A 12692-nucleotide genomic window follows, 5' to 3' on the forward strand; every position below is an offset into this window, starting at 1 on the left:
ATGAAAAAATGGGTGTTCCTGAGTGTTTTTATTTTAATAAGCCGGCTTTCTCCGGCACAGCAACGCAACGTTTCCATTACAATTGACGATGTGCCGAATGTTCATTTGTTCAAAGCGGACGGAAACCAATCCAGGCTGTTGAAAAAGCTGGATTCCATTCGGGTGCCGGTTGCAATTTTTATCAATGAAGGGAACCTGAAACAAACAAATGCAGCAGCTCAGAACAAGGAATTGCTGAAAAGCTGGATTTTGAAAGATTATATTACCGTTGGAAACCACACTTTTTCTCATTCCAATTACGGCGATGCCGGCTACGATGCATTTACGAAAGATATATTGCAGGGCGAAGTGGTTACAAAAAGTCTGCTTAAAGGTTCAGGTAAAAAGCTGGATTATTTCCGGTTTCCGTTCAACGGCATGGGAAAAGACAGTCTGGAACATGCGAAAATGCAGGGTTTTCTGAGCCGTAAAGGCTATATCAATACGCCGTTTACTGTTGAGAGTGAAGATTGGCTTTATACGCAGTTGTACGAAAAAGCAATGTCGGAAGGCAGCCCGGAACTTACGGATTCCATCGGAAAGCTGTATGTGAAAATGACGATACAGATTTTTGACTATTTTGACAGCCTTTCTACAGAACTGTATGGCCGGCCCGTTGCGCAGATTTATCTTTGCCATGATAATTTGCTAAATACCCATTATTTACCGCAGATTATTCAGCAGCTGAAAGCAAAGAATTACAAGTTTACAGAATTGAGAGAAACGTTGCGCGATCCGATTTACAGATCGAAAGATCATTACAAAGGCAATGCGGGGATTTCTTGGATTTACAGATGGATTGCAGATCCGGCAAAACGTCTTGCTGCGATGAAAGCCGAACCTTTCAGTCCTGAAGTGCAGAAAGCGTATAAAAGTCTGAATAAAGCAAAATGAAATGGAAAGGCAACAAAAAAAGCATGCGGTTCAGCATGCTTTCGAAATGTCTTATTATGAATAAACTTAGATAACTCTTACGTTAACTGCGTTTAGACCTTTTTTACCATTTTCTACGTCGTAAGAAACTTTGTCGTTTTCACGGATATCGTCTTGAAGACCTGAAACGTGAACGAAAATGTCCTTCTCACCAGTTGACGGCTGGATGAATCCAAATCCTTTGGAATCATTGAAAAACTTAACTGTACCTTCTGCCATTAGTATTGATCTTATATTTTTAAAAACCAAATGTAAATATAAATAAGTGGATAAACAAGATTAAATTTGAAATCACTTAGAATAGTTCTATTTAACCAACAAGTAAAATTGCGTGCCTTTCATTCATAATAACTCGCTTACTTCGCCTTACTGGCTTCCTAATGGGCATTTACAGAGTATCTACCCGGCATTGTTCCGGAAGGTGTACGGCGTGCAATATTCCCGGGAAAAGATAGTTACGGAAGATCAGGATTTTCTGGATCTGGACTGGTCTTATGCGAAGAATATGAAAGTGGCAGAGACGCTTGTCATTCTTTCCCACGGGCTGGAAGGAAGCAGTTCGGGACAGTATATCCTGGGAATGGTGAAATTGCTGAACCGCAACGGATATGATTGTCTGGCCTGGAACTTCCGCGGCTGCGGCGGTGAAATGAACAAAACGGCACGTTTTTACCACAGCGGTGCCACCGAAGATCTGGACGCCATTGTAAGACACGCATTGGCAAAAGGATACACCCGGATCCATATGATGGGATTTAGTCTGGGCGGGAACCTTACCCTGAAATATCTGGGCGAATCGGGAAGCAATCTGGATATAAAAATTGAAAGTGCCGTTGTTTTCAGCGTCCCGATGGATTTGCTGGCTTGCAGCCGGGCCATGATCCTGCCGAAAAACATCATTTATATGCAGCGCTTTTTACAGACGCTGAAACCCAAGGTCACAAAAAAGTCAAAGCTGTTTCCGGAAGCGTTCAACAGGAGCCATAACCGTTATGTACGAACGCTTTATGATTTTGATGATGTGTATACTGCGCCGCTGCACGGATTTGAAAATGCCGATCATTATTACGAAGCATGCAGTTCGAGGAATTTTGTAGGTGGGATTTCCATTCCGACGCTGATCGTCAATGCGCTGAACGATCCGATTGTTCCGTTTGAAAGTCTGCCGGTTGAAGCCATCCGTAATCATGCAAAAGTCTGGCTGGAAGCTGTGAGTGAAGGCGGCCATTGTGGTTTTCGGCCTGCGGTTTTGCGTGACGGCGTTTACTGGTCGGAGCACAGAGCCTTGACTTTTCTGAAAAACGGAATGCGTGACGATTTGTAATCTGAAAACGCATCTGCATGCAGGAACAACCGGCTTTGTATGCTCGTTTCAGCTAGTGCTTCCGGATTTCGGCAATCAACTTCATCAATATTAAACTGACATCCGCAATTTTTTGTTAGTGTCATATCTAAACAGATTTGTAATTTTGTGCCTTGATTCCAGTGCGGCAGTGAAATTGCTTCAGTGGAGTTGATGGAATGCAATTGCATTTGTTTAAGAAAAACGGACCCTTAGAGACAAAATAACTTTTACGCTATTTTTATTCAGTTATATCCCGCTTCATGTCCACATTAACGCTTAATCCGCCACCGTACATTATTATTGATTTTGACAGCACTTTTACCAAAGTAGAAGGGCTTGACGAGCTTGCAGCCATTGCTTTGAAAGGTCATCCGGAACGTGATTTCATTGTCAGCCAGATTGTGGATCTGACTAATAAGGGCATGAACGGAGAAATGTCTTTTGCCGAAGGGCTGCGTCAGCGGATTGCACTGCTGAAAGCCAATCGTACCCATATAGCAGAACTGGTTTCGTTTTTACGGACCAAGATTTCGGATTCATTCCGGAGGAACAAACAGTTTCTGACCGAAAATACCGACCAGATATTTATCGTTTCCAGCGGATTTAAAGAGTTTATTGTGCCGGTTGCAAGTGAAATGGGCATACGTCCGGATCATGTTTATGCCAATGAGTTTGTTTTTGATGAAGAAGGAAACATCATCGGGATTGATGAAGAAAATGTCCTTTCCATGGACGGCGGCAAAATCAAAATGCTTTCTGCGCTGAACCTGACAGGCGACGTGTATGCAATCGGCGATGGCTATACCGATTATGAACTGAAAGCGTCAGGGCTTGCCAGTCGTTTTTATGCATTTACAGAAAACATTGAACGCCCACGCGTAATTGCCGTTGCAGACCACGTGGCGACTTCTTTTGATGACTTTCTGTACGACAATAAAATGAGTCGCAGCCAGTCTTATCCGAAAAGCCGTATAAAGGTTTTGTTGCTGGAAAATGTGCATCCGGCCGCTTTGCGGGCTTTTGAAGAGGAAGGTTTTAATGTGGAATTTGTCAAAGGCGCGCTGGACGAAGACGAACTTTGCGAAAGGATCAAGGACGTTTCCATTATCGGAATCCGTTCCAAAACCAATATTACAAAGCGCGTGCTGGAAAATGCCAACCGTTTGATGGCCATCGGCGCTTTCTGCATCGGAACCAATCAGATTGATCTGGAAGAAGCAGCAAACCGCGGTATTGCCGTATTCAATGCGCCGTACAGCAACACGCGTTCGGTTGTGGAACTTGCCGTAGGCGAAATGATTCTGCTGATCCGGAATATTGTCGGAAAAAGCAATCAGCTGCATAAAGGAATCTGGGACAAATCGGCAAACGGCAGTTTTGAAATACGCGGCAAAAAACTCGGTATGGTCGGTTACGGAAGCATCGGCACGCAGTTGTCTGTTGTTGCGGAAGCGTTGGGAATGGAAGTTTACTTTTATGATGCAGTTGAAAAACTATCGCTGGGAAATGCCAGAAAGGTAAATTCACTGGAAGAACTGCTCGCCATTTCGGATGTGATCAGCATGCATGTGGACGGCCGCAAGGAAAATACAAACCTGATCGGCAAACGGGAATTTGACCTGATGAAAGACGGCGTGATTTTTCTTAACCTGTCGCGTGGGCATGTTGTGGACATTCACGCGCTGGCCGAAGCCGTTAAAAGCGGCAAGGTTGCCGGCGCCGGCGTGGACGTTTTTCCGAAAGAACCCAAAACCAATGACGAGCCTTTTGAAAGTGAATTGCTGGGCCTGCCAAATGTGATCCTGACGCCGCATATCGGCGGAAGCACGGAAGAAGCGCAGGAAAATATCGGACATTTTGTGCCTGCCAAGCTGCTTGAATTCATGAACAACGGAAGCTCTTACGGAAGTGTGAACTTTCCGGAAGTTCAGCTGCCTAAACTCAAAGGTTCGCACCGTCTGCTGCATATTCATGCGAATATTCCGGGCGTATTGGCTCAGCTGAACCAGATATTTGGTAAAAACAATATCAACATTACAGGACAATACCTGAAAACGAACGAACACATCGGTTATGTGATCGTGGATATAGCAAAAGGCTATACGGAAGAATTTATTCAGGAAGTAAAGGAAATAGAAGGTACGATCAGGTTCAGAATGCTGTATTAAATCTTTTTCTTAACCTGAACTTTATCCATTATATGTCAATGACTTTTTTTACGCCGGGTCCGGCCCAGCTTTATCCTACTTTTGAAACGCATCTGCAGACTTTCGTGAATAATCAGCTGGGCTCCATTTCACACCGGAGCCAGCAATATCGCGATTTACATAAATTTACAGTCGATCAGCTGCGCATTTTGCTGAATGTGCCTGATACGCACGCCATTATGTTTCTGGGTTCGGCTTCGGAAGCCTGGGAACGCATTATATTCAGCTGCGTGGAACTGGAAAGCTTTCATCTGGTGAACGGCTCTTTTTCCAAGAAGTTCTGTGAGTATACCACTGCATTGAACAAGTATGCGCATACTATGGAAAAACCGATGGGAAGCGGCTTTACAGCAGCGGAAATTACGGTCCCGGAATATGCCGAGCTGATTTGTACAACGCATAATGAAACCAGTTCCGGCGTACAAATGCCGGTTTCCGAAATCCACAAGCTTAAACAGAAAAATCCGGACAAGCTGATTGCCGTGGATATCGTTTCATCGGCTCCGTATCCTGATCTAGATTACAGTCTGATTGATACTGCATTTTTTTCCGTGCAAAAGGCATTTGGTTTGCCTGCGGGCCTGGGCGTCTGGATCGTGAGTGAAAAATGCCTGCACAAAGCGGAATATATCCGTAATCAGTACTCCATTGGCGCACACAACGACTTGCCGACGCTCTGGAAAAATGCGCTGAACAATGAAACGCCGTCAACGCCCAATGTAATGGGAATTTATCTTTTAGGAAAAATTGCCGAGGACTTTAACAAAATCGGAGTAAAAACAATCCGGAAAGAAACGGAGCAAAAAGCAGCTCTGATTTACAAATTTCTTGAAAAAACCAGCGGATTTTCTCCTTTTGTAAAAGAGAAACCAAATCGTTCGCAAACCGTTATTGTTACCGATACTGAAATTAATTCAGCGGATATTATCAAAAAAGTCAAGGAAAAAGGAATGGTGATCGGAAGTGGTTACGGGTCTTTCAAAGCAACCCAGCTCCGGATTGCCAATTTTCCGGCAACGTCCACCGAACAGGTTGAAAAACTGCTTTCCGAGCTTGGGAAACTGTAATTGTTTTATGCTCTGAATAGCCAAAATACTTTTTTTGATGTTTTCGTATCTGTAAAAAAATATAAAATGAAAGTCTTTTTAGCGTAGAATCAGCGATTCTGCGCTTTTTTAGTTTTGAAATACAGTCCTCATTTAAATCTTGCTGAATGAATTTTCTAAAAACGACACTTTGTATTCTGGCAGTTTGTCTTTCACTGCAGAACTGCACCAAAAAGACTGAAAATAAAGAGGAAGTTAGTGATACAACACGTACTTCCGGCCGAAACATCTGGACAAAAGAACAGGCAAATGACTGGTACAAAAAACAGGAATGGCCGGTAGGAGCTGATTTTCTGCCCAGTACCGCCATCAATCAGCTGGAAATGTTTCAGCAGGATTCATTCGATACGGCTACCATAAACCGGGAGCTGGGCTGGGCTGAAGAAATCGGAATGAACACCATGCGTGTTTACTTGCACGATCTGTTGTTTCAGCAGGATTCGGCAGGTTTTATCAAACGACTCGACGTTTTTCTGGATATTTCTGAAAAGCATGGCATCAAGCCTGTACTCGTATTGTTCGATTCATGCTGGGACCCGTTTCCGAAACTGGGAAAACAGCGTGCGCCAAAGCCCGGCGTGCATAACTCGGGCTGGGTACAAAGTCCGGGACTTAATGCGTTGAAAGACAGTACCCAGTACGGACGTCTTGAAAAATACGTGAAAGGAACCATTGCTGCTTTCGCAAATGATGCTCGTATACTGGCATGGGATATCTGGAATGAACCTGACAACCCGAATACAAGCTCGTACGGAAAAGTGGAACTTCCCAACAAAGTGGATTATGTAATGCCGCTGATGTCCAAAGCTTTTGCATGGGCAAGATCGGTGAATCCTTCACAACCGCTGACTGCGGGCGTCTGGGCCGGTGACTGGACGTCGCATGAAACGCTTAAACCGGTCGAAAAAATAATGATTGATGAATCGGATATTATTTCTTTTCACAATTATGAAGGTGCCGCCAGTTTTGAAAAATCAATCAAACAGTTACAGCAATATGGCCGGCCTATTATTTGCACTGAATATATGTCGCGCGGTAACGGCAGTTTCTTCAAAACTTCGCTTCCCGTTGCTAAAAAATACAATGTCGGCGCCATTAACTGGGGTTTGGTAAGCGGAAAATCACAGACTATTTATCCGTGGGACAGCTGGAAAAAAACGTACACGAGCGAACCCGAACTTTGGTTCCATGATATTTTCAGAAAAGACGGTACGCCTTACAAAAAGGAGGAAACCGATCTGATCAAAAGTCTGACTGCTTCAAAGTAAATCAACAAACTGCTTTTTGCAGTTATGATTCGTGTTCATTCGGGTATTTGTGGCTGTAAAACAACGGAGTTCCTGCATAGTTGTGCAGAACTCCGTTTTATTTTATACCAAAGCAGAAAATACAAAGTGACGACTACAAACAAATGACGTCTAAACCAAAACTGTCATTTGCTATGCCCTTACTTTACAGTCGTTTGTTTTTCCATGTTCAGGCAATTGGTCTGTTGTTTCTGTTCTCACAAAGCCTTTTTGCCCAGACAACCTATTTTCATCAGGATTTTTTAAAGGTAAAACCGTACGTCAATCTGGTTCCGGATACAGGGCAGTTCAGCCATGTGGTTCAGACGGTTCCTGCGCTTTCATATTGCAAGTTCCAGCATGGATTTATGGACCTTGTCCGAACCCTGCAGGATTCTGCAACCGGCGGCATCATCAGGGCCATGCGTGCAAGTCCTTTCGAGCCAAACCCGAAAACACTGTTCATACAAATCCGGCTGAGTGCAGAAAGCATCCAGTCCGCTGCCGTCAATGCAGTATACTTTTATGCCGGTGAAAATTTCAATCCGGGCAACAACTCATTTCCCGGTAATGCATTGATGTTCGGCAAATTCTCGCTCCATTTTACCGGCTCGGCCTTTGTTGTAAAAGATCTTGAAACCCAGTTGAGCAGCAAAGCCGTAAAGACAAAAACACCGGTCGTTATAACGTGGGTACTCAATAATTCCGCTGAGTCATTCAAATACAAGCTGTTTTCCAAAGACGCTGCGGAATATGAGGCAATTCCGGGAAGTTACGATTTGTGGGTAAATAACGAACCCGTAAACCGCAACAGTAAAGCATACCCGGGCAATTCACTTTTTTCAGAAACCAAACTGTCCAATTTTGAGATCCGGTTCCGAAATGGAATCGGCAAAATCAGAATACATGACATACTGATCCGTGAAGCAGTTTCGGAACTGGATCCATCCGAAGTAATTGTTGCGCCAAACCCGTCATCCGGAAAAATGATAGGACTGAAATCTGCCCGGATTGATTCGGCTTCCCTGAAACTGGTCAGCATGAACGGCAAAGAAATTCCTTTCAGAAAACAATCCCTTTCTGCTGATCATTTCCTGATTTTTCCTGCAAAAACACTCGCTTCCGGGATGTATCTTCTGTTTTTTGAAAGCTTGGACAGGAAAAGAAAGTCTGTAAGAGTAATGGTTCAATGATAAGTTGTCAAATCCCGACAAGATGATTGGAATACAGCCGAAATTCAGTACAGGCTTGTAAAAAGGTAAATGCTGCTACCGTTCAATCAAAGTTCGACCGCTTGCTAGCTAATTTTTTTTACGTCAATTGTACGCTTGTACTTTCGGGATTATTTACAAAAAAAACAGATCCATGAAAAATTTAAATCGTAAAAATTTAGGCAGCATTGTTTTATTTCTCTTTATGGCGGCAGGCATTGTGTCCTGTAACAAGGATTCCAATGATCCGAAGCCCGAAGAGCCTGTTAAGGAAAACTCCGTGCAAGGTTCATGGAAAATATCCGCCATGAATATAGATCCTGCCCAGGACGGAATCACGGATATTCTTGAATACATCGAATCCATGACCGGAAATCATTGCATCTCACAAACAGTCTTCAAATTTGAAGGCAATGGTAAAATCGACGGAACGGTGCCCGTCGGCTGTACAGATGATGATTCCGGAGTGATCGAAGACAATGCAACTTGGAAAGTGGCAGGAAATAAAGTCCGGATTACAGAAGGTTCAGAAACAAGTGAGTACGACCTGGAAGTAGGCAAAACGGAGATGAAATGGACAACGCAGGAAGTAGAGGACGGCGTTACGTACAAACTGACGATTGTATTCAAAAAAGCATAATATAATACGCAGGAAAATTCAGTACGCTCCAGACAGAAGATTCTTAATTAAATTTTTTAAATTTGCGATCAGATAGCCGGATTTTTGTCCGGCTATTTGCATAATATTGCATTCATTCTGCTCAAACCCATATTAAGTACAAATGACAACCCTTTCAGCACCTCGTTCAGATGCTTCTCACCTTTTTAGTGCCCCGGTTATCGTTGCTGCCCTCGGTTATTTCGTTGATATTTATGATCTGCTTCTTTTCGGTATCGTACGTCTGCCAAGCCTTGCTTCGCTTGGATTGAATGATACGGAAATTTCCCTGACCGGCGCAAGTATTCTGAACTGGCAAATGACCGGTTTGCTGCTCGGAGGTATTTTATGGGGCGTTTTGGGCGATAAAAAAGGCCGTTTGTCTGTTTTGTTCGGATCAATACTTACTTATTCCCTTGCAAACATTGCCTGCGGGTTTGTGCAGGATGCCGACACGTACAAAGTGCTGCGCTTTATTGCAGGAGTAGGGCTTGCCGGTGAGCTTGGCGCCGGAATAACGCTGGTCTCTGAAATTCTGCCAAAGCATCTTCGTGCAATCGGTACTTCGCTTGTGGCCGGTATCGGATTGCTTGGTGCAGTCGTCGCTTACTTTACGGTGGAATATTTCAGCTGGCGCTATGCCTATTTCATTGGCGGCGGACTGGGAATTTCCTTGTTGCTGCTTCGTCTCGGTGTTTTTGAATCCGGAATTTTCAAGGATCTGAAAAATCAGGAACACGTTCAGAAAGGCAATTTCTTTTCGCTGTTCACCAATAAAAACCGGCTGAGCAGGTATCTTAAATGCATCGGAATCGGTCTTCCTACCTGGTTTGTAATCGGTATTCTTTCCACTTTCAGCAATGAATTCGGCAGTGCGCTGGGCATAACGGAACCGGTAAAACCCGGACTTTCCATTATGTGGTGCTACGTAGGACTTTCCATTGGCGATTTATGCAGCGGTTTTTTAAGTCACTGGCTAAAATCCCGCAAAAAAGCTGTACTATATCTGATGATTTTTACGTTATTATTTAGCGGCGTTTTCCTGTACGCCGGTATAAATAATGTTTCGCAACTTTATACTGTTGCAGGACTTTTAGGGTTTGGAATCGGTTACTGGGCCATGTTCGTAACGATCGGTGCAGAACAATTCGGAACCAATTTAAGAGCAACGGCGGCTACAACGATTCCCAATATGGTAAGAGGAACAGTGGTATTAATGACAACTTTGTTTGCTGCCTTTAAAGATTCATTTTCAGTTATTAACTCAGGAGCTCTGGTCGGACTAATCTGTTTTGCCATTGGCCTTTTCTGCATTATAACGATCCCGGAAACACACGGCAGGGATCTGGATTTTCTGGAAGAATAAAATGAGTCTTGGATTTGTTCAGCGTAAATTTCTTTGCTTTTTAAATTAAATAAAAGATCATTCAGGATTGCAACATTTGCATACTGGTTTATCTGATGCCTTAATGGCATTAAATATGACAAAACTTACAATTAATAATATTTTCACTATCAACTGACAAATTAAATGGAAAGACGCGTAGCGCTTAAAAATATGGCGATTGCCATGGGCGCAATGGCGAATTTGCCGGCATGGGCATCGGGATGGAGCAAAAAAACGCTGGAAAACGGAACCTTGCTTGCAGCAGACCAATCGAAAATACTGGCAGGAATGGTTGAAGCAATTATTCCGAAAACAGATACGCCCGGAGCCGCAGAACTTGGCGTTGGTAATTTTGTGCAGAAAATGGTTAAAGACTGTTACGATAAAAAAGCGCAGGATACGTTGTCAAACGGCCTTGATGCGCTGGAATCTGCAAGTAAAAAAAACTTTGGCAAGTCATTTACGGAAATTGCCCGGCCTCAGCAAACCCAGCTTCTGAAAGAAATGGAAAGCGGCTCCGACGCTGATCTGAAGGCGTTTTTCGGAATGGTCAAGAACCTTACCATTCAGGGATATATGTCTTCTGAGTATGTAATGACCAATATTACACATTATGAATTGATCCCGGCACGTTATCACGGCTGTGTACCCGTAAAAAAAGGATAAAGAAAGAAGCGGATCGAGGAAATGTAAAATGACTTTCTTTTTTCCTGTCCTTTTCTCAAACAAACTATGGCAAATTTCAATATAGATAGTAAAAAAGCCCGCACGTATGATGCCATTGTAATTGGCTCGGGAATAAGCGGCGGCTGGTCGGCAAAAGAGCTGACTGAAAGAGGTCTTAAAACGCTCGTTCTGGAACGCGGACGGGATGTGCAGCATATAAAGGATTATCCTACGACAAACATGATGCCGTGGGAATTTGAACATCGGGAAAAGTTACCGAAGGAAATAACAGATGCAAACCCGATTGCCAGCAGTTGTTATAACTTCAAGGAATCGTCCGCGCACTTTTTTATAAGAGACAATGAACATCCGTACGTTCAGGAAAAACCTTTCGACTGGATCCGCGGCTATCAGGTTGGTGGAAAATCATTGCTTTGGGCACGCCAGACGCAACGCTGGAGCAAATACGATTTTGAAGGACCGGCACGTGACAAGTTTGCCGTGGAATGGCCGATCGGCTATGACGATATTGCTCCATGGTACAGCCATGTTGAAAAATTTGCCGGCATTACCGGAAACAAAGACGGCCTGGATACCTTGCCGGACGGAGAATTTCTGATGCCGCACGAACTGAACTGTGTAGAGAAATATTTCAAAGAACAGGTTTCCAAGCAATATCAGGACCGTCATTTTATTATCGGGCGTGCTGCACATATTACCGATCCGCAGCAGATACACCTCGATCAGGGGCGTGCAAAATGCCAGAGCCGCACCATATGTGAAAGAGGCTGCCCGTTCGGAGGTTATTTCAGCAGCAATGCTTCTACGATTCCCTGGGCAATGAAAACAGGAAATATGACGCTGCGTCCGCATTCTGTTGTTCATTCCGTAATCTACGACGATAAGAAGCAAAAGGCAACAGGCGTACGCGTAATTGATGCAAATACGAAGCAAATGATGGAATTTTATGCCGATGTCATCTTCGTAAATGCTGCTGCGCTTAATACAAACCTGATCCTTCTGAATTCCATTTCATCCCGTTTCCCGAACGGACTCGGTAATGACAGTGGCGTATTAGGCAAATATGTAGCTTTTCACAATTACCGTGCACACGTTTCCGCTGAATATGAAGGGTTTCTGGATTCTACCGATGATGGCCGCCGCCCGAATGGCGGGTATATTCCAAGGTTCCGCAACGTGTACAAGCAGGAAACGGATTTCCTGAGAGGATATGCTGCAGGATTTGGTGCAAGTCGTGAAACGTACTCGGACCAGAATGGAATCGGAGAATCGTTGAAGGCAAGTCTGCATGAAACCAAATATGGTAACTGGAGCGTAGGTTCGCACATGATGGGTGAAACGATTCCAAAGGAAAGCAACTACGTTGCGCTGGATAAAGACCTGAAAGATCCATTCGGAATACCTCAGCTGAAAATTTCGGTGGATTATGATGACAACGATGAAAAAATGATCAAGGATTACGTTGAGCAGATTACGGAAATGTTCACGAACGCCGGGTTTAAAAACATCAAAGCACGCGACGGCCACAGAAAGCCGGGCAACGATATTCATGAAATGGGCGGCGTGCGTATGGGTAAAGATCCCAAAACTTCCATGCTTAACAAATGGAATCAGCTGCATGCCTGCAAAAACGTGTTTGTAACCGACGGTGCTTCCATGACTTCTACTTCCACTCAGAACCCGTCTTTGACTTACATGGCATTTTCCGCCAGAGCAGTGGATTATGCAGTAAAACAAATGAAAGCAAAGAGCTTGTAAAAAGCAGCATTTCAGATTTCTGAAAATAAAATTCAGTGAAAGCCGGAGCATTAGTTTGCTCTGGCTTTTGTTGTT

At 43.9% G+C, this 12692-nt stretch carries 11 protein-coding genes; 10 read left to right on the forward strand and 1 reads right to left on the reverse strand.

The window, feature by feature from the left end:
* A complete protein-coding gene (locus tag FEM55_RS19350; RefSeq protein ID WP_138283028.1) occupies positions 1 to 933 on the forward strand; it encodes a polysaccharide deacetylase family protein in 933 nt (310 codons plus the stop codon).
* A gap of 66 nt (positions 934 to 999) precedes the next feature.
* Here FEM55_RS19350 and FEM55_RS19355 read toward each other — a convergent pair whose 3' ends face one another.
* Complete coding sequence (locus FEM55_RS19355) at positions 1000 to 1191, reverse strand: cold-shock protein (protein WP_026630672.1); 192 nt, start codon at positions 1189 to 1191, stop codon at positions 1000 to 1002.
* A 112-nt stretch (positions 1192 to 1303) separates the two neighbouring features.
* Here FEM55_RS19355 and FEM55_RS19360 point away from each other — a divergent pair, with 112 nt between their 5' ends.
* The 9 genes from FEM55_RS19360 to FEM55_RS19400 all read left to right on the forward strand — a co-directional run bounded on the left by FEM55_RS19360 (position 1304) and on the right by FEM55_RS19400 (position 12617).
* Positions 1304 to 2296: a YheT family hydrolase gene (locus tag FEM55_RS19360; RefSeq protein WP_229209339.1), complete on the forward strand. Its 993-nt coding sequence runs from the start codon at positions 1304 to 1306 to the stop codon at positions 2294 to 2296.
* Between the two features lie 281 nt (positions 2297 to 2577).
* Complete coding sequence (gene serA / locus FEM55_RS19365) at positions 2578 to 4485, forward strand: phosphoglycerate dehydrogenase (RefSeq protein WP_138283029.1); 1908 nt, start codon at positions 2578 to 2580, stop codon at positions 4483 to 4485.
* Between the two features lie 32 nt (positions 4486 to 4517).
* Entirely contained in the window at positions 4518 to 5591 is a 1074-nt protein-coding gene (locus FEM55_RS19370; protein ID WP_138283030.1) for an aminotransferase class V-fold PLP-dependent enzyme, read from the forward strand.
* 146 nt (positions 5592 to 5737) lie between these two features.
* A complete protein-coding gene (locus FEM55_RS19375) occupies positions 5738 to 6898 on the forward strand; it encodes a cellulase family glycosylhydrolase (protein WP_138283031.1) in 1161 nt (386 codons plus the stop codon).
* Between the two features lie 173 nt (positions 6899 to 7071).
* Positions 7072 to 8109 carry a T9SS type A sorting domain-containing protein gene (locus tag FEM55_RS19380; protein WP_138283032.1) on the forward strand — a complete coding sequence of 346 codons (1038 nt, stop codon included), beginning with the start codon at positions 7072 to 7074 and terminating at the stop codon, positions 8107 to 8109.
* A gap of 172 nt (positions 8110 to 8281) precedes the next feature.
* Positions 8282 to 8767, forward strand: coding sequence for a lipocalin family protein (locus FEM55_RS19385; RefSeq protein ID WP_138283033.1), 486 nt, complete (start codon positions 8282 to 8284; stop codon positions 8765 to 8767).
* A 142-nt stretch (positions 8768 to 8909) separates the two neighbouring features.
* On the forward strand, positions 8910 to 10151 hold the full coding sequence (locus FEM55_RS19390) for an MFS transporter (protein WP_138283034.1): 1242 nt from the start codon (positions 8910 to 8912) through the stop codon (positions 10149 to 10151).
* 165 nt (positions 10152 to 10316) lie between these two features.
* A complete protein-coding gene (locus tag FEM55_RS19395) occupies positions 10317 to 10838 on the forward strand; it encodes a gluconate 2-dehydrogenase subunit 3 family protein (RefSeq protein ID WP_229209340.1) in 522 nt (173 codons plus the stop codon).
* Positions 10839 to 10904: 66 nt separating this feature from the next.
* A complete protein-coding gene (locus tag FEM55_RS19400; RefSeq protein ID WP_138283035.1) occupies positions 10905 to 12617 on the forward strand; it encodes a GMC oxidoreductase in 1713 nt (570 codons plus the stop codon).
* Positions 12618 to 12692: the final 75 nt, after the last annotated feature.

The sequence above is a fragment of the Dyadobacter sediminis genome (genome assembly GCF_005860765.1).
Taxonomy (GTDB): domain Bacteria; phylum Bacteroidota; class Bacteroidia; order Cytophagales; family Spirosomataceae; genus Dyadobacter; species Dyadobacter sediminis.

Coding starts and splice junctions, on each gene's coding strand:
- FEM55_RS19385 (WP_138283033.1), top strand. CDS start 8,282: ATGAAAAATTTAAATCGTAAAAATTTAGGCAGCATTGTTTTATTTCTC.
- FEM55_RS19350 (WP_138283028.1), top strand. CDS start 1: ATGAAAAAATGGGTGTTCCTGAGTGTTTTTATTTTAATAAGCCGGCTT.
- FEM55_RS19370 (WP_138283030.1), top strand. CDS start 4,518: ATGTCAATGACTTTTTTTACGCCGGGTCCGGCCCAGCTTTATCCTACT.
- FEM55_RS19375 (WP_138283031.1), top strand. CDS start 5,738: ATGAATTTTCTAAAAACGACACTTTGTATTCTGGCAGTTTGTCTTTCA.
- serA (WP_138283029.1), top strand. CDS start 2,578: ATGTCCACATTAACGCTTAATCCGCCACCGTACATTATTATTGATTTT.
- FEM55_RS19380 (WP_138283032.1), top strand. CDS start 7,072: ATGCCCTTACTTTACAGTCGTTTGTTTTTCCATGTTCAGGCAATTGGT.
- FEM55_RS19355 (WP_026630672.1), bottom strand. CDS start 1,191: ATGGCAGAAGGTACAGTTAAGTTTTTCAATGATTCCAAAGGATTTGGA.
- FEM55_RS19400 (WP_138283035.1), top strand. CDS start 10,905: ATGGCAAATTTCAATATAGATAGTAAAAAAGCCCGCACGTATGATGCC.
- FEM55_RS19395 (WP_229209340.1), top strand. CDS start 10,317: ATGGAAAGACGCGTAGCGCTTAAAAATATGGCGATTGCCATGGGCGCA.
- FEM55_RS19390 (WP_138283034.1), top strand. CDS start 8,910: ATGACAACCCTTTCAGCACCTCGTTCAGATGCTTCTCACCTTTTTAGT.